Genomic DNA, 23533 nt, shown 5'->3' with positions numbered 1-23533 from the left:
AATCTAGGCCCCGCTCGGCGGCGGCGCTTCTCGTTTCCTGATCGGTCTGGTCACGCGTCGCGCGATGCAGGGCGGCATGGAGTCGAGCACCTCGACCCCCTGCTCGCGATAGACCGAGGGCGGGATCCCGAGCAGCTCCTTGAAGCGGGTGCTGAAGGTGCCCGGCGAGGAGAAGCCGACGGCCATGCAGATGTCGGTGACGGAACGGTCGGTGTGCCGCAGTAGGGCCATCGCCCGTTCGATCCGACGGGTCATGAGGTAGGAGTAGGGCGATTCCCCGTACTCCTCGCGGAAGCGACGGCTGAGGTGCCCGCCGGAGAGGTGCACCGTGCGCGCGAGCGTCTCGACGTCGAGGGGCTGGGCGTGGTCGCGATCGATCCGGTCCCGCACCCGTCGCAGCAGCACGAGGTCCGGGGCGGGACCGGCCGGCGAGGGGGCGGGCGCCCTGGCCGGCATCGTGGCGCGGAGGAGGGCGGTTTCCCCGTCCTCGCCGTCCACGGTCCCCAACTCTCCATAGGCACCGGTCCCGCGGGCGGCGGCGAGCGCGGAGGGTGCCTGGTCGCGGTGCATCTCGAGCAGCAGCACCCCGCCCGGGGCCAGCCAGTGCGGGGCCTCCTTGAGCAGGCGCCGCACCTCGTCCAGGCCGTCGTGCCCGGCGACGAGGGCGGGGACCGGTTCGTGCTCGCGCGCCTCGCGCGGCATCAGGTCCCACTGCCCGGCGGGGACGTAGGGAGGGACCGCGGCCAGGAGGTCCACCGCGCCCGCGAGCTCCGGCGGCAGGGGCCCCAGGCCGGTGCCGCAGTGCACCTCGGCCCCTGGCGGGAGGTTCTCCCGGGCGTGGACCAGCGGGCACGGATCGTGGTCGGTCACGTGCACCCGGGCGGTGGGCACCCGGCGCCCGATGATCGTGGCGAGGGGGGCGATGCCGCAGCAGGCCTCGACGATGACGGGGCGGCGACGCCGTCGGGCCTCGGCGAGCGCGGTCCCGATCAGCAGTGCGGTGCGCTGGCGCGGCACGAAGCAACCGGATCCGATGGACAGGCGCTCCCCGCAGATCTCGACGGAGCCGACCACGTGCTCGAGGAACTCCCCGGCCTCGCGACGGGCGCAGAGACGTTCCAGCTCGTGCGGATCGCCGGCGGCCTCCTCGAGGACGGCCGCCTCCTGCTCGGCGAAGACGCAGCCGGCGCGGCGCAACCGTGCCACGAGTGCCTCGTGACCCGCCGTCCCCGTCGTCCTTGATGTCCCGAGTGTCCCCATCGTCTCATTCTCGTCCGCGCGGGAGGTCTGCGCCAGGTCGCGGTGCCGTCATCACCACCTGCGCGCCGGCGCCGTCCTGCCGCGCTGTCCGATTTCCGCTGGTGCCCCAGGCCGCGGCGCGGTTCACTGGTGTCATGACCGTGATGACCGACGACGAGCGCTATGCCGCGATCCGTGCCCGGGACACCCGTTTCGACGGGATGTTCTTCACCTGCGTGCGGTCGACGGGCATCTTCTGCCGTCCCTCCTGCCCGGCCCGCACCCCGCAGCGCGGCGGCGTCGAGTTCGCACCCTCGGCCGCGGCCGCGGTGGCCGGCGGCTACCGCGCGTGCAAACGCTGCGGCCCGACGGCCCCGCCCGGCAGCCCCGACGATGATCCGCAGGGGTCGCTCGCCGGGAGAGCGCTGCGCCTGATCGACGCTGGCGTCCTCGACGACGAAGAGACGGTCCCGGAGCTCGCGCGGCGCCTGGCCGTCTCGGAGCGGACGCTGCACCGCGCCCTGCTGGCGGCGACCGGGGCCGGAGCCCTGGCCCACGCCCGGCTGCGACGCGCCCGCCGCTCGCATGAGCTGGTCGTCGGCTCCGACCTCCCTCTGGCGCGGATCGCGCATGCGGCCGGCTTCGGCAGCGAGCGCCAGTTCCACGAGACCTTCACCCAGGTCTTCGGTCACGCACCGTCGGAGGTCCGGGAGCGGGCGCTGCGCCCCCGTCGCTCCGCCGGCCCGCGCGAGGACGTCGCTCCCGCGGGGCGCGACGACGGTGCCGCCGTGGTGACCGGTCGGCTGGCGGTCCGTCGCCCCTTCGACGGGGCCGGCCTCGCCGCCTGGTTCGCCCACCGGGCCGTGCCCGGGGTCGAGGACGTCAGCGGTCCGGTCTGGACCCGGGCGGTGCATCTGCCGCACGGCCCGGGGACGGTGCAGGTCGATCTCGGCGCCGACGGTCCGCTGCCGGTGAGCATGCACCTGGCGGATCTGCGGGACCATGCCGCCGCGATCGCGCTGGTGCGCCGGCTGCTGGACCTCGACGCGGACCCCGTCGGCATCGACGAGGGCCTGATCGCCGCGCTGCCTGCCCTCGCTCCCCTGGTCGCGGCGCGTCCCGGGGTGCGCCTGCCCGGCGCGCCGAGTCTCGCCGAGGCGCTGCTGTGGGCGATCACCGGCCAGCAGATCACCACGACCCAGGCTCGCGAGCAGATCACCCGCGCGACAGACCTGTTGGAGGAGGCTCTGCCGGCGCCGCTCCACCTGGCCGGGGTGCACCGGGCGCCGGTGGATCCTGCCGCCGCGGCGCTCGCGGCGGAGCAGTGGTTCCGTGGGCCCCGCGCTCGCCGGGAGACCCTGAGCTCCGCCGTGCCGGCGATCGCCGAGCACGAGCTGGGACTGCCCCTGGCCGGGAGCGTCGACGAGCTGCGCGAACGCCTGCTCGCCCTGGCCGGCATCGGCCCCTGGACGGCCGACTACGTGCTGCTGCGCGGAGTGCGCGCGGTGGACGTCGCCCCCGACCGGGACGTCGTCCTGCTCGGGGCGGCCCGCGACCTGGGACTGGCCGAGGACCACGCCTCCCTGCGGCGGGTGCTCGCCGACGCCTCCCCCTGGCGCTCCTATGCCGTCGTCCACCTGTGGCAGCACCAGGCAGCGCTCCGCGCCGCCACCAGGTCCCGCTGACCCCTGACCCCGCTCACGACCCCATGGAAGGATCCCTGAGATGACCGACACCCACCCCACCCGACAGCTCCCGGCCGACACGTTTGCACCGGGGCCGCGCCACCGCCGGCTCCCCACCCCGCTGGGCACCTACGTGCTCGCCGCCGAGGGCGGGGCGGTCACCGGGCTCTGGCGTGAGGAGCAGAACCACTTCCCACCCCCGGCACGGCTCGGCGAGCCGGCCGCGGCGACCGATCCCCTGTTGGAGGCGGCCGGGGACCAGCTGCTCGCCTACCTGGCCGGCGAGCGCGAGGACTTCGACCTGCCGCTGGCACCACGCGGCACCGCGTTCCAGCAGGCGGTCTGGGCCCGACTGCAGGAGATCCCTCGCGGCGCGACCACCACCTACGGGCGGATCGCCCAGGATCTCGGCCGCCCCCGCGCCGCCCAGGCCGTGGGCGCGGCCGTCGGCTCCAACCCGCTCTCGATCGTGGTCCCGTGCCACCGCGTGCTCGGCACCAGCGGAGCGATGACCGGCTACGCGGGCGGGATCGAGACCAAACAGGCACTGCTCGTCCTCGAAGGGGCCCTGACCACGTGACACGATGGGGCGATGACCGTGCCCCAGACCTCTGCGCCGTACCGCTTCCCCGTGGCCGCCCGTTACGCGGGCATGGAGTCCTCACCGCTTAAGGACATCTTCGCCCTCGCCGCGCGCGAGGACGTCGTCTCCTTCGCCGGCGGCATCCCGGACCCGGAGCTGTTCGACCTCCAGGCCGTCGCCGCCTGCTACGAGTGGGTGCTGTCCCAGCAGGGCCACCGAGCCCTGCAGTACGGGGTCAGCGAGGGCGAGGTGGAGCTGCGCGAGCAGGCAGCTCGCCGGCTCAGCCGGGACCTGCCCACCGATGCCTCCCAGATCCGGGTCACGTCCGGCTCGCAGGAGGGGCTGTTCGTTCTCGCGCAGGCGCTGCTCGAGCCCGGTGACGTGGTGCTCGTGGAGTCGCCCACCTACCTCGCGGCCGTGCAGGCCTTCGCCGTGCACGGCGCCCGCATGATCGGTGTGGACACCGACGACGACGGGGTCGTGCCCGAGGCGCTCGAGGAAGCGATCCTCACCCACCGTCCGCGGATGGCGTACCTGATCCCCACCTTCCAGAATCCCACCGGGCGCACCATGCCGGTCGCCCGCCGCGAAGCCGTCGCCGACGTGCTGCTGCGCACCGGCGTGCCCCTGGTGGAGGACGACCCGTACGGGGCGCTGAGCTTCACCGGCGGCACCTGGGCCCCGATCGCGTCCCTGCCCGGGATGGGCGAGCGCACCCTGCTGCTGAACTCCATGAGCAAGCTCATGAGCCCGGGGGTGCGCATCGGCTGGATCCGCGCGGAGGGACCGGTGCTGGACACCCTGGCCGTGGCCAAGGCAGCGATCTCCATGCAGTCCTCCGTGGTGGACCAGCTGACCGTGGCCCGCTACCTCGAGACCGCGGACCTCGACGCCCACGTGGCGACGGTCAGCGGCGTCTACCGGGAGCGGCGCGATGCGATGGCGTCCGCCATCGCCCCCGTGCTGCCGCCCGGCGCCCACGTCACCCATCCCGACGGCGGCATGTTCCTGTGGGCCGCGCTCGGTGAGGGATACGACGCCCAGCGCATTCTGGCCGACGCGGTCGAGGCCGGGGTCGCCTACCTGCCGGGCTGGTCCTTCTTCGCCGACCACCCGGACCACTCGACGATGCGTCTGAGCTTCGTGACGCACTCACCCGAGGTCATCGAGGACGCCGTCGGGCGTCTGGGCGAGGTCATCGCCCAGCACCCGCAGCGCTGACCCCCGGGGCTCCGCTCAGGCGGTGAACTCCCCGGCGGCCGGCCGGTCCCAGCGCAAGGTCGCCCGGAAGCCCTCGCGTCGCCGGATCACGGCTCCGGGCAGCTCGAGCGCGGCGCTCTCGCGCAGCACGTCCAGCGACCAGGACGGGTCCCGGACCGGGATCGGGAGGGGCTCTCCCGCCTCGCGCACCGGCCGTGGATGCTTCACCAGGCCGATGATCGGGTTCGTCAGCGCATTCGCGACGTCCCAGACCTGGTCGAAGGCCGTGACCGGGGTGGTGAGGGTGACCACGAGCAGCCTGCCTCCCGGCCGCAGCAGCGAGCGGGCCTGACGCAGTGCTTCCTCGAGGTCCATGTGGTGCAGGGAGGCGACCATCGTGATCGCGTCGTAGGCACCGTCCGGCTCCGCGGCCAGCACCCGCGCGGCGTGCTCGGTGAGCGAGCGTCGGCGGATGCGCACCCGGGGGTCGTCCGCGCAGCGGGACGCGGCGGCGTAGGACATCTCCTGGTCGGGGTCGATCCCGTCGACCCGCCCCGTCCGTGCCGCCAGCTCGACCACCAGGTCGCCGCGGCCGCAGCCGACGTCGAGGACCCGGCTGGCGTCCGGAGGCAGCGAGCGCAGGATCCAGGGATGGAAATGGTGGTTGTGGCTCCAGGGATGGCGCGCGTTGAACTCCCCCAGGCGGCGGCCGGCCCACCGGACCAGGGGGTTCGGCGTGGTGCGGATGTTCATCCTCGGGTTCCTTCCTCTCAGTCCCGCAGGGCGCGCAGGCGCCCCCAGGTCATCAGGATCATCAGGGCGGTCTCAGCGGCGGCGGCGGCGAGCAGCCAGGGCGCGCCGTGCATGCTGACGACCAGCAGCAGGGCCCCGCCGGCCAGGGCGAGCAGCAGGGCGTCGGATTGCCACAGGAGCATCGTCACCACTGACAGGTCGCCCTGCGGGGTGGGCATCGGGGTGCTGAGCGCCAGCGGCATCGGTCCCTTCGCAGCGTCCCGGGCACGACCGGCGACGAGCACCGGAGCCAGGGCGACGGGCAGGAGCACGGTCCCGAGCACGGAGGTGCCCCCGCCGCCGGCGGCGATCCCCACCGCGCCGCCGCCGGCGACCCCGAGCACGATCAGCGCCAGCAGCGGGGCGAGCGAGTGCAGGATCGTCTGCATGCCGGCGGACTGGCCGAACAGCCGCGGAGCCCCGAGCGTGTGCACGCCATGACGCAGACCGTCCACGAAGGAGCTGCTCGCGGCCCACAGGGCGAGGGAGCCGACGAGCACCACGAACCAGGACAACGGCCCTGTGATCAGGGTGGCGCCGGCGAGGGCGGCGGCGGCCAACAGCGTCCCGAGGGCGCCGGTGACCAGGCGCTCCGGGCTGCGCAGCCAGGCGATCACGTCCCGTCGGACGTACTGCAGCGGGAGGGGGCCGGCACCGACCGCGCGCAGCCGGCGCCCGGTGCTGGGCGGGGCACGCAGCAGCCCGGCGGCACCGGCCATGTCCATGCTGGTCGCCGCCATGGTGGCGGAGTCCCATCGGTTCGCCTGCTCGCGGAGCACGGAGCCCCGCAGCCGGTCGAGCAGGGGCACGACCGCCCCGACGGCGAGGACGCCTGCCCCCAGCAATCCGAGGGCCGAGGAGCCCGGGAGCGTGCCTCCGGCCGGATACGCCCCGCCGAGCCCGATGCCGACGGGCAGCAGCAGCGTCCCGACCGCGACAGCGGCGAGCGCGGCGGCGAGGACCCGACGGACCCAGTCGCGGAGCAGCTGGCCGAGGAACCAGGCGACCGCGAGCAGGAGACCTGTCCCCGCGGCGGCGAGCGCGAAGGCGACCACGGCGTCCGTGCCCGCCTGCCCGGCGGTCGCCAGGGTGACGCCGAGCAGAGCGGCTGCCACCGCCATGCCCAGCGCCAGGGCCAGCAGGGAGCGGGCGAAGGGACGCCAGAGCACGGAGCGCCGGCGGATCCCGCTCGCGGCGAGGGTCGCGGTGAAGAACGGGGAGAGCAGAGCGGGACCGCGCACCGCGCCGAGGAGCACCAGTGCCGCTGCCGAGACCAGAGTGACAGCGTCGGTGACCTGCGGGGCCCGGTCCAGGAGCAGCACCGGGAGCACGTCGGGACGGGCCAGGGCCTCGCCGGCCGTCCCGAGCGCGGGGATCCCGACGATCAGCAGGGTGAGCACCACCACGTACACCAGGTAGAGGACATCACCGCGGGTGCGGGCCTCGGCGCGCTGCGCCCAGACCTCCCGGACGGGGCCGAGCGAACCGTTCACCCCTGCTCCTCGAGCAGCAGGCGGGAATCGGCGAGCTCCTCGAGCAGACGCGGACTGTGGCTCGCCAGCACGACGGCGGCACCGGCAGCGGCCCGCGCCCGGATCGCGGCGATCACCAGGGCCAGACGATCGGCGTCCAGGCGCTGCTCGGGCTCGTCCAGCAGCAGCACGCTGCACGGCCGGGCCAGTGTGAGGGCGATGGCGACGAGCTGGGACTGACCGCTGGAGAGCTCGTGCGGGAAGCGACCGCCGAGCGCCCCGATCTGCAGCTCCTCGAGCAGCTCCCCCGCCCGGGTGCGGGCTTCCTCCGCGCCGGTACCCCAGGTCGCGCCGATGAACTGCAGGTGCTCGAGCACCGTGAGATCGCGGGCCGTCTGCGGCGGTCCGATCAGCGCGGCGAGCGCGGCGCGGAAGGTCCGGTCGCGGTCATCAGGTGCGCGGCCGGCGACGCGGACGGTGCCGACGGTGGGGGCGATCAGCCCCGCGAGCACGCGCAGCAGGGTCGTCTTGCCGGAGCCGTTGGCACCCGTCACGGCGAGCACCTCCCCTGCGCGAGCGCGGCCGGTGGCTTCCAGCAGGAGCACGTTCCCGTCGGAGACGACACCGACGTCCTCGAACTCGACAGGCTGCACGGCGGGGGATGCTGCGCTCTTCTCGCGCCCTGCAGTACGACTCATGGGGGCGATCAGACCTCATCGCGACCCACCCGGGCATCCGCCTTCGGTCGACGATCTCGCCACGGTCGTCGACCGTCGTCCCTCCTCTGTCTCCGCCGTCTCCGCGCCCGCGCCTCGCGAGGCGCGTGATGTGACCGAGCCGGAAACGTCACGCTCTGGATATCGTGTCAGATCCATGAGACCATGGGCAAGCGCTGTCGTAGGTGCCGCCATCCTGTTCCCGCAGGTCGAACGGCACTCGAGCCGCCTCGATGCTGCTACTGGAGGGGTCTGACCAGGCCCTTGCACGGTCCCGAGTGCGGCCGCCCTGACCCCGAGGGGTCCGCGGTACCGACGGCGCACAGGTCCACCGAGGAGGTTCCCCCTTGTCCGTCGCCACTGCGTCCGTCGACACCGCTGCCCCGTCCCCCGGCGAGGTGCTCACCCACCCCGTCCACGGTCCGGTGCGCATCGTCTCCACCTGCACCCGCTGCGTCCGCGGGACCGATCGGGAGTACGTCGACATGGAGGTCATCGGCGACGAGATGCGCATCTCGGTGCCGGCCGACGGCAAGGACGTCATCGGGCTCCGGGCGGTGCTCGAGGAGAAGGAGATCGCCGAGCTCGTCGAGCAGCTCTCGGAGCCGATCGAGCCGCCGGCGAAGAAGGCCTCCTGGGCCCACCGCATCAAGTCCCTGACCATGCAGCTGCAGTCGGGCCGGCTCTCCGATCGCATCGACGTCATCCGCGGCATCCTCGGCGACTCGGGCGGCACCCCCTCCTCCCTGGCCGAGCGCAACCTGCTCAAGCAGGCGATCGCCCCGCTGGCCGCGGAGATCGCGATCGCCCGTTCGATCACCCTCGAGGAGGCGGATCAGCTGCTCCAGGACACGGCCGAGCGTGCGGTGGAGCTCGGCGCAACCGGCGACGCCGCCTGATCGACGTACTGGCGAGGAACGAGCCGGTAGGAGACCAGGCGATCCGGCACTGCTGATCGACGTACTGGCGAGGAACGAGCCGGTAGGAGACCAGGCGATCCGGCACTGCTGATCGAGACCCGCCCCCGCCTCAGCGCCCCCGGGTCCCTCCGGAGGGGGTGACGCGGGGCAGGATCCGCGCCATCCACGTCCCCCCGACCAGGCACAGGCCGCCGATCGCGGCCCCCGCCACCGTGATCGGCGCGAACAGGGCGACCCCGGTGACGACCAGCGGCGCCGCGAGGCGACCCGCTCCGAGCATGGTGTTCCACCAGGCGAGGTACCGGGTGCGGTCGTGGACCGGGGACACATCGATACCCAGGGTCATACCGATCCCCGAGCCCAGTCCGTTGCCGAGGCCGATCAGCAGACTGGGCACCAGCAGGGCGAGCACCGCGAGGGTCTCCCCCTGCCCGGCCCAGACCGTCCCCAGGAGCGCCAGCAGCAGGTAGCCGGCGCCCATCAGCACCGCACAGGGCACTGCCACGGCGGCGCGGCCGTGACGGTCCATGAGGGTCCCGGCCGGGAGCACCAGCAGGATCTCGAGCACGGCGCTGATGCCGAACACGATCGAGATCCACACCGAGTCGAGGCCCAGCGCAGCCCCCAGCAGCGGCACGATCACCGGACGGTTGACCCGGGCCATCATCACCGGGGTGAACCCGAGCCCCACCATCACCATCCGCGCCAGCACGGCGCCATGCAGCCGGCGACGCGCCGAGGTGCGGGGCAGGCGCCGGTCACGGGGTCGGGCCGAGCCCTGCCGCATCTCCCCCGGCGGCAGGAACACCGCGATCATCACGGTCCCTGCGCCGGCGGTCACTGCGAACAGCACGAACACCCCGGTGTCGGACCCCGTCGCCATGACCACGGCGCCGAGCAGCGGCCCGACTACCTGCCCGATCCGGATCACCCCGCCGAACAGCGTCATCCCGCGCGCGCGCATCATCGGTGGCAGCGCCGTGCCCAGGTACGCCTGACGGCCCAGCTGCCATACCTGCGTGTTCGTGGCCATCACCAGCAGCAGCACCACCAGGGCTACGCGATGGACGGGGGCGGCCTCGCCCTGGACCGCCGGGGTGAGCACCGCGAAGGCGACCACGTTCGCGATCACCAGCAGGCACCCGGTGGCCACCAGAGCACTGCGCGCCCCGACCCGGGAGATGAGGTGCCCGGCGGGGATCGGCCCGAGGAACGAGGTGAGACCGAAGATCGTCGTCAGCGCCGCCGCCTGCCAGGCGCTGAAGCCGAGGTCGAGGGCGAGCAGCGGGATCACCGGCATCAGGGCCGCCAGCCCGGAGAACTCCAGCAGGCTGGGGATGTACACGGACGGGGCCAGGGACCACAGCACCTGCTTCGACGAGCGGGGCCTCCCCCTCGGGGGCGAGGTCTCGGGGGTGGTCACTGCGCGAGTCTGTCAGCGGGTAGTGAGCCGGGGCAAACACTTCCCAGCCGTCGGGACGGGCCCCGCGGCCGGCTCCGTCCGGGCACGGACTCAGCCCAGGGAGATGCTCGTGGTCGCCCTCTCTCCTCGGCGCGCGGTGTCCTCGTCGACCCCGGCCGCGACGGCCTCGGCCGCCCAGCGCACCGACCAGGCGCGCAGCAGCTCGCGTCCCTCGGCACCGGCCAGCCACTGCGGAGTCGGCGTCGGCACCTCGGTGAGGCAGCTGGTGCGCCAGCCGTCGGTGACGGCGGCGAGCCCCAGCAACGCGATCTCCCAGTCCAGCGCCCGCAGGCCCGGGCCGATCCGGTCGAAGCGTTCGCGCTCGCTCAGGGTGGTGTGCCGCAGGCCCAGGGAGGTGGTGCCGTCGTCCTCGGGATCCAGACGGATCAGCAGCGGATCGACCGCGCCGTCCTGCTCCCAGGTCAGGAAGATCTGATGGGGCGGCTCGACCTGGATCACGCTGCCCTGGGCGCCGTGGGGCGCGGCGAAGCGGCCACCCTCGTGCAGCTCGCCCGTGACGGGACCGAACCATCGGGCGAGGTGCGCGGGGTCGGTCAGCAGCGGCCACAGCTGGGCCGGGGCCCGGGCGATGTTCGTGGTGAGGGTCGCCGTCGTGCGCACCAGAGTGCGTCCGACGTCGGCCTGCTCCTCGATCTCGAGCTCGCGACGTACCGCGTCGACCACGGTCAGTGACTGGGTGAGGGCCATTCTCTCCTCGGCAGGGGTCGGACCGCTCCGCACCGGCGCGCTCGCGCGGGCGCGGACCCTCGAAGACTAGTCGACCGGCGCAGAGGGCGCCACGGAGCGGGAGCGGCTGTGAGCGAACGCGCCCGTGCCCCGGTGTGCCGGGCGGGGCCCGTACGATGGCCGGCGTGACTGCCGAGGCCGCCTTCCGACCGTCCGACTTCTCCGTGCACCTCTTCGACCTCGACGGCGTCATCACGCCGACGGCCGAGGTCCACATGCGGGCCTGGGCCCGCATGTTCAGCGCGTTCCTCACGGGGCGCGGGATCCCGGAGCCCTACACCGATGAGGACTACTTCGCCCACGTCGACGGCCGTCCCCGCTACGACGGGGTGCGCTCCTTCCTCCTCTCCCGCGGTCTCGAGCTGCCGGAGGGGGCCGACGCGGACCCCGGCGACCAGCCGGTGGGCGAGGAGACCGTCCGCGGGCTCGGCAATCGCAAGAACGACCTGGTGCTGACCCTGCTGCGGAGCGAGGGCGTCGCCCCCTACCCGGGGACCCTCGCCTACCTCGAGGCCCTCGGGCCGGATGCCCGGGCCGCGGTCGTGTCCTCCTCCCGCAACGCCGAGGAGGTGCTGCGCGGCGCCGGGCTGCTGGGGCGGTTCTCGCCCCTCGTCGACGGGAACGTCGCCGCGCGCGAGGGCCTTCCCGGCAAGCCCTCCCCCGCCACGTTCCTCCATGCCGCCCACCTGCTGGGCGCAGAGGCCACCGAGGCCGTGGTCTACGAGGACGCCGTCTCCGGGGTGCGCGCCGGGGCCGACGGCGGATTCGGGGCCGTCGTCGGGGTGGACCGCGGGGTGGGGGCCGACGCGCTCACCGCGGCCGGTGCCACCCTCGTCGTGTCCGACCTGGAGGAGATCGCGTGACCCGTCTGCGCTCGCTGCCCGCCGACCCCGTCGACCGCACCCATCTGCCGCTGGACGAGTGGCGCCTCGTGGAGTCCCGCCCGGGCGGGGATCTCGGACTGCTGGAGACCCTGTTCACCACGGCCAACGGCTATCTCGGGATGCGCGGCACCCCCGCGGAGGGCCGCGACGTGGACAGCCACGGCACCTTCCTCAACGGCTTCCACGAGACCTGGCAGATCAACCACGCGGAGTCCGCCTTCGGCTTCGCGCGCACCGGGCAGACCATGATCTCGGTGCCGGACTCGACCGTGATGAAGCTGTACGTCGACGACGAGCCGCTGCTGCTGTCGATCGCGGATCTCGTCGAGTACGAGCGCTGGATCGACTTCCGCGAGGGCGTGCTGCGCCGCGAGCTGATCTGGCGCACCCCGGCCGGCAAGCGGGTGAAGGTCTCCACCTCCCGGATGGTCTCCTTCACCCAACGGCACCTCGCGCTGATGACCCTCCAGGTCACGATGCTCGACGGTTCCGCCCCGATCGCGGTGTCCTCCCAGATCATCAACCGCCAGGACATCACCGACGACTACGGCCGGGGCGTGGACGGGACGCCGCTGACCACCACGGACGACCCGCGCCGGACCACGGACTTCTCCCATCGCGTGCTCGAGCCGCTGCAGGACTGGCACAGCGAGCGGCGGATGCTGCTGGGATACCGGGCGGCCGACTCGGGCATGACCCTCGCCGTCGGTGCGGACCACACCGTCGAGTCCGACGCCGAGGTCGAGCAGCTGGTGGACACCAGCGCCGACCGCGGCCGACAGGTGTTCCGCGCCCACCTCGAGCAGGGGGGTTCGCTGACGGTCCGCAAGGCGGTCGCCTACCACTCCTCCCGCTCCGTGCCCCATCGCGAGCTGTTCGACCGCTGCCGGCGCACCCTGGACCGGGTGCGCGCCGTCGGGTTCGAGGCCCAGTACCGCGATCAGCACGCCTACCTCACCGATTTCTGGGAGCGTTCGGACGTGCAGATGCCGGGCATGCCGGTCGAGCAGCAGGCCACCCGCTGGTGCCTCTTCCAGCTCGCCCAGGCCGCGGCGCGCTCGGACCAGTGGGGTATCCCGGCCAAGGGGCTCACCGGCTCCGGCTACGAGGGCCACTACTTCTGGGACACCGAGATCTACGTCGTCCCCTTCCTGACCTTCACCGAGCCCAGCTGGGCCCGCAACGCCCTGCGCTTCCGCAGCAACCTGCTGCCCAAGGCGCGCGAACGCGCCCGGGAGCTCAACCAGCGCGGGGCGCTGTTCCCCTGGCGCACCATCAACGGGGACGAGGCCTCGGCCTACTACGCGGCGGGCACCGCGCAGTACCACATCAACGCCGATGTGTCCTATGCTTTCTCCCAGTACGTCGACGTCACAGGCGACGTCGACTTCCAGCACCGTGACGGGGTGCGGGTGCTGGTCGAGACGGCCCGGATGTGGGCCGATCTGGGGTTCTGGCGGCTGACCGCCGGGGGCGATGCCAGCTTCCACATCAACGGCGTGACCGGGCCCGACGAGTACACGACGGTGGTCAACAACAACATGTTCACCAACGTCATGGCCCGCCACAACCTGCGGCGGGCGGCCCGGGCCGTGCGCGAGCTGCGGGACGCCGACGAGGGGGCGCACCAGGTGCTGCTGGCGGAGCTCGACCTCGATCCGCTCGAGCTCGAGCAGTGGGACGCCTGCGCCGACGGCATGTTTGTCGCCAAGGACGAGTCCCTGGGCATCCATCTGCAGGAGGATCGCTTCCTCGAACGCGAGGTCTGGGACCTCTCCAGCACCCCACCCGAGGCCTTCCCGCTGCTTCTGAACTTCCACCCGCTGGTGATCTACCGCTTCCAGGTGCTCAAGCAGGCCGATGTGGTGCTCGCCCTCTTCCTGCGCGGCAGCGAGTTCAGCGCCGAGGAGAAGCGCGCCGACTTCGAGTACTACGACCCCATCACCACGGGCGACTCCTCCCTCTCGGCGGTGGTGCAGTCGATCATGGCGGCAGAGGTGGGCCACCAGAAGGCGGCGCTGGACTACTTCCGGGCCGGTCTGTTCGTGGATCTCGCCGACCTGCACGGCAACACCTCCGACGGGGTGCACGTGGCCTCCGCGGGCGGGGTGTGGAACGCTCTGGTGCACGGCTTCGGCGGCATGCGCCACGAGGAGGGGCGGCTCTCCTTCGACCCGCGCCTGCCCGAGGGCTGGCCGGAGCTGTCCTTCCCGCTGACGGTGCGCGGTTCCCGCGTCCGCGTGCGCGTGCTGCCCGAGGAGATCATCCTCACCCTCGAGACGGGTGCGGAGCTCGAGGTCACGGTGCGCGGCCGCAGCGTCGCGGTCACGGCCGCCGGCGCCTCGGTGCCGCTCGCGGACCAGGGCCCCGTGCTCGACGACGCGGTGCTGGCCTCCCCCGTCGGCCTCGGTGACCAGCGCGCCGACGGGACCATCGTGACCTCGTACGTACCCAAGGACCCCGAGGACCCGTGGGAGTACCCCGCGCTCACAGATCCCGATGACATCATCGAGGAGGCCTGAGCCGCGCCCGGGCCCTTCCCCGGCCCGGCATGGTCCCGGCATCCGATGCCCCGGTGGCATAGGCTCCGGGCGTCCTGACCTTCCTCCTCAGCCCGGAGCACGAGCACACGGTGACCGCACCCCGCCCCCGTCGGCCGAAGCCGGTGGTCGAGTACGTCCGACCTCGGCTGAGCATCCTGCATGTCCTGAATCGCGTGCGGATGCGACTGCTGGACATCCAGGTGTGGGACGTGGCAGGCACCATGACCTTCTACGTGGTGCTCTCGGTGTTCCCGGGTGCGGTCGCGGCGGTGTCGATGATGTCGCTGATCGGCATCGAGGCCGAGACCCTCAAGGCGTTCTCCGGGATGTTCCTGGAGATCTTCCCGACACTGGACCCCAGCCCGTTCCTCACCGCCATCCACGCCGTCTCCTCCACCAGCGGCGGGCTGCTGGGGCTGACGCTGGGCACCATCGGCTCGCTGCTGTCCGCCTCCAACGGGGTCGCCGCGTTCCACCGCGCCCTGCACCGCGTCTACGACACCCGCGAGGGCAGACCGTTCCTGTGGTTCCGCACCATCGTGTTCGGCGAGACGGTGCTGATGGTGGCAGTGGTGCTGCTGGCCTTCGGCATGATCATCGTCGGCGGCGAGGCCTCCCAGCGCATCGGTGACTTCATCGGCATCCCCCGCATCGCCTTCAACGCCTGGAACCTGGTGAAGTGGCCGATCCTGCTGGTGATCCTGATTCTCGGGGTGTCGCTGGCCTACTACCTGTTCCCCAACGTGCGCCTGCCCCGCTACCGCCTGATGTCCCTGGGCTCGATCCTGTCGGTGCTGGTGCTCTTCGGCGCCGCTCTGCTCGCCGGCCGGCTGCTGGTGTACGCGACCCGCGTCACGGAGGTGCTGACGGTGCTGAACGGACTGATCGCGATCCTGCTGCTGCTGTGGCTGGCCAACATCGTGATCGTCTCGGGCGCGGCGCTGGACGCCGAGTTCCTCAGGGCCCGGCAGATCGCCAGCGGATTCGACGCCTGGGACAGCATCGTGCTGGACTCCCATGCCACCCACACCCTGGATTTCCTGGCCCGGGACGCTGCCGAGGCCGAGGAGCTGGGCCGGGAGGTCGCCGCCTCGGCGAGGACCGGGGAGAGCCTGCACCGTCCGCGCGGACCGTGGATCGTCGATGCCCGCAATCCGCTGGCCGTGAACCCACCGACCGCATACCGCGTCTCCCCCGATCCCGACTCCACGGATCCTCCCGGGCCGACGGGCCCACCCGATTCCCCGAGCACAGGAGACCGCACCGCATGAGCGTCCGCCCGATCACGATCGTCGGCCACCGCGCCCTGACCCAGCGCACCCGCCGCGTCCGCGAGATCACCGACGACATCCGCGCCCTGGTCGCGGACATGTTCGAGACGAACGACGCGGCCGACGGCGCGGGACTGGCCGCTCCGCAGGTCGGCGCGCGCTGGCGGCTGTTCGTCTACTCCTGTGCGGATGCCGAGGACGTGGTGCGACGGGGCGTCGTCATCAATCCGCGGCTCGAGCGCTTCGGGGGAATCGAGCTGGACGAGGAGACGCTGGAGGGGTGCCTGTCCGTGCCCGGGGAGGGCTTCCCGACGGCCCGTCACCGCGGGGCACGCGTGAGCGGGATCGATCTCTCGGGCCAGGAGGTCACCGTCGAGGACACCGGCGGTGTGCTCGCCCGGGCCCTGCAGCACGAGGTCGACCATCTCGACGGCACCCTCTACCTCGACCGGCTCACCCCCGCCCGCAGGCGCGAGGCGCTCGACGCGGTGACGGCGCGGGGCTGGCGGGCCGAGGGTCTGCGCACCTGGGACCCGCGAGACGTCGAGGCCGCCGACGTGTGAGAGCGGCTCCGCTCAGCAAGGCTCGTTATCCTGGGGGGATGGAACGTCGTCCGTGCCTCTCCCGTCGTCTCGCCCTCCTGCTGCCCGCCTCCGCCGCGGGCCTCGGCACCCTGGCTGCCTGCGGCCCGGAGGGCGAGGGCAGCGACACCCCTGAGCCCGTCCGCGCCGAGGACGGGTCGGTCTCCCTGGACGAGGTCCCGGAGAACGCCTCCACCCTGGTCAACTTCGGCGGCCAGATGCCCTTCGTGCTGCTGGTGCGCGGCAGTGGCGAGGACATCGCCGCCTACTCCGGCTACTGCACCCATAACGGCTGTGCCCTGAGCCAGGTGCAGGAGGAGCTGGACTGCCCGTGCCACGGTTCGAAGTTCGACGCGTCCACCGGCGAGGTGCTGGCCGGCCCGGCGACCCGTCACCTGCCCGAGGTGGACGTGGTCGTCGACAACGGTGCCGTCCGCCGTGCCGGCTGAGGACCGGGCACCGAAGCCCCCTCGCGAGATCGTCTCCTTCGTCCGCCGCGGCGAGCGGCTCTCCCCGAGCCGGCAGAACGCCTGGGACCGGCTGTCCGAGGAGTACGTGCTCGATCCGCCGCGCGGCGAGCGCGACACAGTGCCGGCCCCCGGGGCGACCCTCGACCTCGAGGAGGTCTTCGGCCGTCGCGCGGAACTCGTCGTCGAGGTGGGCAGCGGCCTGGGTGAGAACATCGTCGCGGCCGCCGCCGAGAATCCCCAGCGCGATCACCTCGCCGTCGAGGTCTACCGGCCGGGGCTCGCCCAGACCCTCAGCCGGATCGACCGAGCGGGCCGCCCGCGAAACATCCGCCTGCTCCCGCTGGACGCCCAGCGGGGCCTGCCCGTGCTGCTGCCGGAGGCCTCGATCGCGCAGCTGTGGGTCTACTTCTCCGACCCCTGGCCCAAGTCCCGCCACCACAAGCGCCGCCTGATCAACCCGCCGTTCCTGGATGCGGTGCTCCCGCTGCTGGCCGACGGGGCGAGGTTCCGCCTGGCGACCGACTGGGCGCAGTACGCCCATCACATGCGGGCCCACCTCGATGCCCGTGAGGAGCTCGAGCTCCTGCACCCCGAGGGTCCACGACCCGGTGACCACAGCAGCGACACTCTCCCGGAGGGGATGAACGCCACCGGCTGGGCGCCGCGATTCGAGGGTCGTGTGAAGACCAGCTTCGAGGCCAAGGGACGGCGCGCCGGGCGCTTAGTATGGGACCTCGGGTATATCCGGCTGCCCCGGCATTCCGGACATTCCCCGGCCTAGATTCACAGGACCTCCGTCGCCACGGCGACACCGTGTGAGAGCGAGCCCGTATGAACGTCCCCGATGACGTGGACCTCCCCTCCGACTGGGAGGACGACGACCAGCCCGATCCGCGCCAGCGCCGCGGGCGTCGCTTCGCGCTGCTCGGTCTCGGCCTCGTCGCGGTGCTCGTGGTCGCGGTGGGGCTCGTGGTCGCCAACTATCTCCACGGCATCAACAGCTCCTATCAGAAGCGCACGGTCGTGGAGATCACCCGCGGCGCCTCCGACGGTGATCGACCCGAGGCCATCGAGGGCTCCGGGCGCAACTACCTGCTGCTGGGCTCGGACAAGCGCGCCCCCGAGGACGCCGCCTCGGAGGATGTCAGCGGCCAGCGCTCGGACGCGATGATGCTGGTGCACGTCTCCGACGACAACCAGAGCGTCTACATCATGTCGTTCCCGCGCGATCTCTACATCGACGTACCGGGCCACGGCAAGGATCGCATCAACTCCGCCCTCTCCTACGGCGGGGTGGGGCTCGCGGTGACCGCGGTCGAGAACTATGCAGGGGTCCCCGTCGACCATGTGGCGCTCATCGACTTCGAGGGCATCGAGGGCCTGGTGGACGCGCTCGGCGGCATCGACGTGGACGTCCCGCAGTCCTTCGAGGCGCAGGGCCACCAGTTCACCGAGGGCACCCAGACCCTCGACGGCGAAGAGGCCCTGGCCTTCGCCCGGGAGCGCAAGGAGTTCTCCGAGGGCGACTTCCAGCGCAACCGGAACCAGCAGGCGGTGCTCGAGGGCATCGCGAGCAAGCTGATCAGCGCCGACACGCTGAGCGACCCGGGCAAGCTGGCGAGCACCGTGGAGACGATCTCCCCGTACCTGACCACCGATGCGGGGCTGTCCGGCGGGACCATGGTGGAGCTCGGACTGTCGATGCGCGCGGTGAGCACCAGCGATCTCCACTTCCTCGCGATCCCCCACGGGGACCCCACGACCACCTCCGGCGGGGCGAGCGTCGTGGCCACCGACGAGGAGACGATGGACGTTCTGCGCGAGGCACTGCGCACGGACGACATGGGCACCTATTACGCTCAGTACGCGGGGACCTCCTGACCGGACGCCCCCGCGCCAGCTGCTGACCGACCGCTTGGAGGAATCCCGTGGCCAATCCACTCGTCAAGATCGCCGTGCCGGTGGCAGGAATCATCGCCTCCACGGTCGGGAACAAGGCCGCCAACGCGGGATGGGGCGCCGTCTTCGGGGAGGACGCCCCGACCCTGAAAGCCGCCAAGGCCTCCCAGAAGGAGACCCAGAAGCGCCGCAAACAGGCCAAGAAGGAGGGTCTGCCCGCATCGGAGATCGAGTCGATCAAGGATCCGGTCGATGATCAGCCGATCTGGAAGATGCTGCTGTGGGCGACGGTCTCCGGCGTCCTGCTGCAGGGGCTGCGGATGGCGGCCAAGCGCGGCGCCAAGGCGGGCACGGAGCGCCTGACCGCCCGGCGCCCCCGCGCCAACCGCGGCTGAGCCGCTCCGGGCGGTCTCAGAACTCGGAGACGTCCACGCTCTCGTGCAGCGTGTCCAGGGAGTCCCCGGTGACCAGGAAGCCCACGCGACGCACGAGCGAGACGGCGTGGTCGCCGATCCGCTCGTAGAAGCGGATCAGCAGTGTGAGGTCGACGATCTGGCCGTTGGAATAGCCCTCGCCGCGGGAGATCTCGCGGGAGATCTCCAGCATCAGCTCGTCGATCTCGTCGTCCTCCTCCTCGACCCGAGCCGCCAGCGCCAGGTCGCGCTCAGCGATGACCTGCGAGGCCTCGGCGAGCGCAGCGCCCGCGAGGGACGACATCCTGGCGATCTGCTCACGGTGCTGCTCGGGGACGGCCAGCCCCGGGTGCGTGCGCCGGGCCACCAGGGCCACGTGGGCGCACAGATCGCCCATGCGCTCGAGCGAGGAGCTCATCCGCAGGGCCGCGACCAGCAGACGCAGATCGGTGGCGACGGGGGCCTGCCGGGCGAGCAGCTCGACGGCCTTGGAATCCAGCTCGACCTGCCGCTCGTCGATGTGGGGATCAGCGGCGATCACCCGTTCGGCCAGCCCCAGATCGCCCTCGAGCAGCGACCGGGTCGCGTTCTCGAGCGCCGTCCCGACCAGGTCGGCCATGTCGACCAGGTCATCGACGATGTGCCGCAGGTCGCTCTGGTACGCCTCGCGCATGGTGGTTGCTCCTTCGTCCGACGGAATCCTCATCAGGGAGTATCGCAAGGCCCGGTGAATTCATGCCGCCCGCGGGTGAACACCGAGCGTAGTCCCCGTGAACTCCTCGCCCCCAGTGTCCCAGTCGCGGCGTGGAACGGCCAGGTCGGCGCAGCCCGGGGCCTAGGCTGTGGGGGTGCCCTTGACTGCCCTCCTCCTGCTCGCCGCGGCGATCGGTCTCGTGATCGGCTGCACCGCGACGCTGGCGTTCGTGCGGTCCGACCGTCGGCGCGCCGCGGCGCCGGCGACCGTGCAGCAGGGCGTCCCCGAGGCCACCGCCGAGGTGCTGGCGATCCTCTCCTCGGCCTACGTGGTGCTCGATGCCAGCGGTGACGTGCTGCGGGCGTCCCCGCTGGCGTACTCCTACGGGATCGTGCGCGCCGCCGAGGGCGACTACCCCCGCCTGGCCAGCGCGGAGCTCATGGAGCTCGCGGCCGACGTGGGGCGCAACGGGGGCTTCCGCGATGAACGGCTCACCCTGCGCCGCTCCAGCCAGCGCGACACCGACGCCGTGATCGACGTGCGCATCGGGGCGCTCGGCGAGCACGGCGCCCTGCTGCTGGCCGACGACCTCACCCGCGCCGTCCGCGTCGAGGAGACCCGCCGCGACTTCGTGGCCAATGTGTCCCACGAGCTGAAGACGCCCGTGGGGGCGATCACGCTGCTGGCCGAGACGATGGAGGACGCGGCCGAGGATCCGGACGCCGTGCGGCGCTTCGCCGAGCGGATGCAGACCGAGACCCGTCGGCTCTCCCACCTGGTGCAGGAGATCATCGAGCTCTCGCGGGTCCAGGGCAGCTCCTCCCTGCCGGACGCGAAGCCGGTCGAGATCGACGACGTGATCGCCGACGCCGTGTCCCTGAACCGCAATCTCGCGCTGGGCTCGAGCATCGAGCTGGCCACCGGGGCCCGCAGCGGCCTGCGCGTCTTCGGCTCGGCCTCGATGCTGACCACGGCGCTGTCGAACCTCATCTCCAACGCCATCGCGTACTCGGACCCGAAGACCCGGGTGGGGGTGTCGGTGCGGCGCGAGGGCGGGATGCTCGAGCTGTCCGTGAAGGACGAGGGCATCGGGATCACCAAGGAGCACCTGGAACGGGTCTTCGAACGGTTCTTCCGGGTGGACCGGGCCCGCTCCCGCACCACCGGCGGCTCGGGGCTGGGGCTCGCGATCGTCAAGCACATCGCCACCGATCACGGCGGCGAGGTCACGGCCTGGTCGATGCCCGGACAGGGCTCGACCTTCACGCTCCACCTCCCGGAGATGGGGAACACCGAGACGATCACCGTCCCGGCGTCTCGCTCCGGGGGCGCGGCGGAGTCCACGACACCGGCCGGGACGGGCACCGTACCGTCGGCCGAGAGCACCCCCGGAGCCCCTGGGCCCGGCGGGACGACACGCGCCGTGGCGACCGACCACGCGCCGGGAAAGGGAAGTTGACATGACGCGGATCCTGATCGTGGAGGACGAGGAGTCGTTCTCCGATCCTCTGTCCTACTCGCTGCGCAAGGAGGGGTACGAGGTCGCGGTCGCCGACAACGGCACCGACGGCCTGCGGATCTTCTCGGTGCACGGCGCCGATCTGGTGCTGCTGGACCTCATGCTGCCCGGGATGAGCGGCACGGAGGTGTGCCGGGAGATCCGGCGCACCTCGAGCGTCCCGGTCATCATGCTCACCGCGAAGGACGACGAGTTCGACAAGGTCCTGGGGCTCGAACTGGGCGCCGACGACTACGTCACCAAGCCGTACTCCTCCCGCGAGCTGCTGGCGCGCATCAAGGCCGTGCTGCGTCGCGGGCAGGACGCCGGAGAGGACGAGGAGGACACGACGCTCACCGCCGGCGGGATCATGATGGACGTCGAACGACACGTCGTGCAGGTGCGCGGGGAGGACGTCGCGCTCCCGCTCAAGGAGTTCGAGCTGCTGGAGATGCTGCTGCGCAACGTCGACCGGGTGCTCACGCGCGGCCAGCTGATCGACCGGGTGTGGGGCGCGAACTACGTGGGTGACACCAAGACCCTCGACGTCCACGTCAAGCGACTGCGCGCCAAGATCGAGGACGACCCCAAGAACCCTGTGCACCTGGTGACGGTGCGGGGTCTGGGCTACAAGTTCGAATCCGCCGGAGCGGCCGGCTGAGTCGCCCGGGGCGCCGTGCGTGCGAGCGGCGGCGGCGCGTGCCGTCGGCTCGGTCAGGCGTTCTGCGCCTCGGGGCCGTAGTGCTCCAGGGAGATCGGCATCACGGGCACGTTGACGGTGTTCGTCTCGCCCCCGGCGGTGACCTGGAGGCCGATGAGGTGGCCCGGCGAGGTGGGGATCCCCGTGATAGGGACCTGCTGCCTGCCCTCGGTCCGGCCGAGTTCCACCGACTCACGGGGGCCGACGGAGACGGAGGTCGCGAAGAGGGTGGTGTCCTCGGCGACGCCCTCGAGCTCGACGGTGATGGTCTCGTCGGTGTAGTTCACCACGGTCCCCGAGAACGCCGGGTCTCCCCCGCCCTCCTCCGCGACCACCAGCGCGTTGCGCACCCCGGCGTACAGGGAGCCTGCCTGATGGATGCTGACGTTGTTGCCGTCCCCGGCCTGGTAGAAGTCGTGCGTCTGCACCGGGCTGAAGTACGCGCATCCGGAGGCGGCGAGGGCGAAGCCCAGCGCAGCTGCGGAGAGCACGAGACGGCGAGGACGGCTCACGGAGGACTCCTGTTCGATGCCGCGGGGGACGGCGGGACGTTCTGGGGACGGCCCTGACAGGTTACCCCACCTCGGACGCGGATCCTGCCCTCGCTCGCGGCGGCGGGCACCCGCGGCGCCGGTGCGTTCCTGCAGCGTCCCGAGCGGAATCGAACTCCTCGTATTTCCCCCGTGAACAGCGGATTCTCTGAAGGGTGCGGATCCTAGCACGGCGCAGCGGTGATAGACTCGTCTGCGGAAAGGGGACCCACCACATGAATTTTGCTGTCGGCGAGACCGTCGTCTACCCGCACCACGGTGCCGCGCTCATCGAGGAGGTCAAGACCCGCACCATCAAGGGCGAGGACCGCACCTACCTCAAGCTCAAGGTCGCCCAGGGCGATCTGACCATCGAGGTCCCCGCAGACAATGTCGACCTCGTCGGCGTGCGCGACGTCGTGGACAAGGAGGGCCTCGACGAGGTCTTCGAGGTGCTGCGTCAGCCGTACACCGAGGAGCCCACCAACTGGTCGCGTCGCTACAAGGCGAACGTCGAGAAGCTGGCCTCCGGGGACGTCAAGAAGGTGGCCGAGGTCGTGCGCGACCTCTGGCGCCGTGACCAGGACCGCGGGCTGTCCGCAGGGGAGAAGCGGATGCTGGCCAAGGCGCGCCAGATCCTGGTCTCCGAGCTCGCCCTCGCGGAGAAGACCGACGAGGCCGACGCCGAGTCGATCCTCGACGAGGTCCTCGCCTCCTGAGCATCGCTCACCGACAGGACCCGCCCGCTTCGGGGGTGGGACCGCGGACTCGCCCGGCCACGTGCGGACCGACCCGTCCCCTCGTTCCCGGCCGCCAGGTCATGACAGAATCGACCGTCGCCGGGATGCCGATTCATCCCGCTGATCCGCACGCCCCGGGGCCGTCGACCGTCGCCCCGTCCTCGACCGCCCCAGGAGTTCGCATGCTCACCATCGCCATCGTGTGCGGCGCGGGGATCGCCACCTCCGCGCTGGTCGCGGACCAGGTGCGTGATCACCTCACGTCCCTCGGCCGCGAAGCCCACGTCGTACAGGCCACCGTGATGGACCTGCTCTCGCCCGACTTCCAGGCCGACCTGGTCGTCAGCACCGTCGGCCTGCCCCCCGCGTTGGGCATCCCGCAGATCTCCGGCATGCCCCTGCTGCTGGGCACGAACCCCCAGGTCACCTACGACGACCTCGACCGCGTGCTGGCACAGATCGACGGCGGCACCACGGCATGATCGTCGTCGCCG

Annotated in this window: 24 protein-coding genes; 16 read left to right on the top strand and 8 right to left on the bottom strand. The window is 72.0% G+C overall.

What is annotated here, in order from left to right; translation table 11 throughout:
• Positions 1-3: 3 nt before the first annotated feature.
• Positions 4-456 carry a helix-turn-helix transcriptional regulator gene (locus JOF43_RS10025; RefSeq protein ID WP_209903227.1) on the bottom strand — a complete coding sequence of 151 codons (453 nt, stop codon included), beginning with the start codon at positions 454-456 and terminating at the stop codon, positions 4-6.
• Between the two features lie 938 nt (positions 457-1394).
• Here JOF43_RS10025 and JOF43_RS10020 point away from each other — a divergent pair.
• The 3 genes from JOF43_RS10020 to JOF43_RS10010 are packed head-to-tail and all read left to right on the top strand — an operon-like array spanning position 1395 to position 4728.
• Positions 1395-2924 (top strand): DNA-3-methyladenine glycosylase 2, encoded by a 1530-nt coding sequence (locus JOF43_RS10020; protein WP_209901671.1) that lies wholly within the window; start codon positions 1395-1397, stop codon positions 2922-2924.
• Between the two features lie 40 nt (positions 2925-2964).
• Complete coding sequence (locus JOF43_RS10015; RefSeq protein ID WP_209901669.1) at positions 2965-3504, top strand: methylated-DNA--[protein]-cysteine S-methyltransferase; 540 nt, start codon at positions 2965-2967, stop codon at positions 3502-3504.
• Positions 3505-3516: 12 nt separating this feature from the next.
• The gene (locus tag JOF43_RS10010; protein WP_209901667.1) at positions 3517-4728 is read left to right on the top strand and encodes an aminotransferase-like domain-containing protein; all 1212 of its coding nucleotides are present in this window, start codon (positions 3517-3519) and stop codon (positions 4726-4728) included.
• Positions 4729-4743: 15 nt separating this feature from the next.
• Here the strand turns inward: JOF43_RS10010 and JOF43_RS10005 are convergent, their stop codons facing one another.
• The 3 genes from JOF43_RS10005 to JOF43_RS09995 are packed head-to-tail and all read right to left on the bottom strand — an operon-like array spanning position 4744 to position 7669.
• Positions 4744-5460, bottom strand: a complete 717-nt coding sequence (locus JOF43_RS10005) for a class I SAM-dependent methyltransferase (RefSeq protein ID WP_209901665.1) — start codon at positions 5458-5460, stop codon at positions 4744-4746.
• A 17-nt stretch (positions 5461-5477) separates the two neighbouring features.
• A complete protein-coding gene (locus JOF43_RS10000; RefSeq protein ID WP_209901664.1) occupies positions 5478-6992 on the bottom strand; it encodes a DUF6297 family protein in 1515 nt (504 codons plus the stop codon).
• The gene (locus JOF43_RS09995; RefSeq protein WP_209901662.1) at positions 6989-7669 is read right to left on the bottom strand and encodes an ABC transporter ATP-binding protein; all 681 of its coding nucleotides are present in this window, start codon (positions 7667-7669) and stop codon (positions 6989-6991) included. Before JOF43_RS09995 ends, JOF43_RS10000 begins: the two co-directional genes overlap by 4 nt.
• Positions 7670-8034: 365 nt before the next feature.
• Between JOF43_RS09995 and JOF43_RS09990 the strand changes: the two genes are divergently transcribed.
• Positions 8035-8586 carry a CarD family transcriptional regulator gene (locus JOF43_RS09990; protein ID WP_209901660.1) on the top strand — a complete coding sequence of 184 codons (552 nt, stop codon included), beginning with the start codon at positions 8035-8037 and terminating at the stop codon, positions 8584-8586.
• Between the two features lie 130 nt (positions 8587-8716).
• Here JOF43_RS09990 and JOF43_RS09985 read toward each other — a convergent pair whose 3' ends face one another.
• On the bottom strand, positions 8717-10030 hold the full coding sequence (locus tag JOF43_RS09985; protein WP_342592135.1) for an MFS transporter: 1314 nt from the start codon (positions 10028-10030) through the stop codon (positions 8717-8719).
• A gap of 90 nt (positions 10031-10120) precedes the next feature.
• On the bottom strand, positions 10121-10777 hold the full coding sequence (locus tag JOF43_RS09980; protein WP_209901658.1) for an SRPBCC domain-containing protein: 657 nt from the start codon (positions 10775-10777) through the stop codon (positions 10121-10123).
• Between the two features lie 155 nt (positions 10778-10932).
• On the opposite strand from JOF43_RS09980, the gene JOF43_RS09975 reads away from it, so the two are divergent.
• The 8 genes from JOF43_RS09975 (at position 10933) to JOF43_RS09940 (ending at position 18859) form a co-directional block, all read left to right on the top strand.
• Positions 10933-11679, top strand: coding sequence for an HAD family hydrolase (locus tag JOF43_RS09975; RefSeq protein WP_209901657.1), 747 nt, complete (start codon positions 10933-10935; stop codon positions 11677-11679).
• On the top strand, positions 11676-14222 hold the full coding sequence (locus tag JOF43_RS09970) for a glycoside hydrolase family 65 protein (RefSeq protein WP_209901655.1): 2547 nt from the start codon (positions 11676-11678) through the stop codon (positions 14220-14222). The genes JOF43_RS09975 and JOF43_RS09970 overlap by 4 nt, the downstream gene beginning before the upstream one ends.
• A 110-nt stretch (positions 14223-14332) precedes the next feature.
• Complete coding sequence (locus tag JOF43_RS09965; RefSeq protein ID WP_342592134.1) at positions 14333-15514, top strand: YihY/virulence factor BrkB family protein; 1182 nt, start codon at positions 14333-14335, stop codon at positions 15512-15514.
• Positions 15511-16077: a peptide deformylase gene (gene def / locus JOF43_RS09960; RefSeq protein WP_209901653.1), complete on the top strand. Its 567-nt coding sequence runs from the start codon at positions 15511-15513 to the stop codon at positions 16075-16077. The genes JOF43_RS09965 and def overlap by 4 nt, the downstream gene beginning before the upstream one ends.
• Positions 16078-16115: 38 nt before the next feature.
• Positions 16116-16544 carry a QcrA and Rieske domain-containing protein gene (locus JOF43_RS09955; protein ID WP_209901651.1) on the top strand — a complete coding sequence of 143 codons (429 nt, stop codon included), beginning with the start codon at positions 16116-16118 and terminating at the stop codon, positions 16542-16544.
• A complete protein-coding gene (gene trmB, locus JOF43_RS09950) occupies positions 16534-17346 on the top strand; it encodes a tRNA (guanosine(46)-N7)-methyltransferase TrmB (RefSeq protein ID WP_342592133.1) in 813 nt (270 codons plus the stop codon). The genes JOF43_RS09955 and trmB overlap by 11 nt, the downstream gene beginning before the upstream one ends.
• A gap of 50 nt (positions 17347-17396) precedes the next feature.
• Positions 17397-18446 carry an LCP family protein gene (locus JOF43_RS09945; protein WP_209901647.1) on the top strand — a complete coding sequence of 350 codons (1050 nt, stop codon included), beginning with the start codon at positions 17397-17399 and terminating at the stop codon, positions 18444-18446.
• A 47-nt stretch (positions 18447-18493) separates the two neighbouring features.
• On the top strand, positions 18494-18859 hold the full coding sequence (locus JOF43_RS09940; RefSeq protein WP_209901645.1) for a DUF4235 domain-containing protein: 366 nt from the start codon (positions 18494-18496) through the stop codon (positions 18857-18859).
• A 16-nt stretch (positions 18860-18875) separates the two neighbouring features.
• Here JOF43_RS09940 and phoU read toward each other — a convergent pair whose 3' ends face one another.
• Positions 18876-19550, bottom strand: coding sequence for a phosphate signaling complex protein PhoU (gene phoU / locus JOF43_RS09935; protein WP_209901643.1), 675 nt, complete (start codon positions 19548-19550; stop codon positions 18876-18878).
• A gap of 175 nt (positions 19551-19725) precedes the next feature.
• Between phoU and JOF43_RS09930 the strand changes: the two genes are divergently transcribed.
• Complete coding sequence (locus tag JOF43_RS09930) at positions 19726-21030, top strand: sensor histidine kinase (RefSeq protein WP_209901641.1); 1305 nt, start codon at positions 19726-19728, stop codon at positions 21028-21030.
• 1 nt (position 21031) lies between these two features.
• Complete coding sequence (locus JOF43_RS09925; RefSeq protein WP_209901640.1) at positions 21032-21730, top strand: response regulator transcription factor; 699 nt, start codon at positions 21032-21034, stop codon at positions 21728-21730.
• 53 nt (positions 21731-21783) lie between these two features.
• On the opposite strand, the gene JOF43_RS09920 is transcribed toward JOF43_RS09925, so the two are convergent.
• A complete protein-coding gene (locus JOF43_RS09920; RefSeq protein WP_209901638.1) occupies positions 21784-22281 on the bottom strand; it encodes a hypothetical protein in 498 nt (165 codons plus the stop codon).
• A 254-nt stretch (positions 22282-22535) separates the two neighbouring features.
• On the opposite strand from JOF43_RS09920, the gene JOF43_RS09915 reads away from it, so the two are divergent.
• A complete protein-coding gene (locus JOF43_RS09915) occupies positions 22536-23018 on the top strand; it encodes a CarD family transcriptional regulator (RefSeq protein ID WP_114856532.1) in 483 nt (160 codons plus the stop codon).
• Positions 23019-23221: 203 nt separating this feature from the next.
• Positions 23222-23521 (top strand): PTS sugar transporter subunit IIB, encoded by a 300-nt coding sequence (locus JOF43_RS09910; RefSeq protein ID WP_209901636.1) that lies wholly within the window; start codon positions 23222-23224, stop codon positions 23519-23521.
• Positions 23522-23533: the final 12 nt, after the last annotated feature.

The sequence above is a fragment of the Brachybacterium sacelli genome, assembly GCF_017876545.1.
In the GTDB taxonomy this organism is placed as follows: Bacteria; Actinomycetota; Actinomycetes; order Actinomycetales; family Dermabacteraceae; genus Brachybacterium; species Brachybacterium sacelli.
Note: the sequence above shows the minus strand (reverse complement) of the source record. Positions and strands in the feature narration are given on the sequence as shown.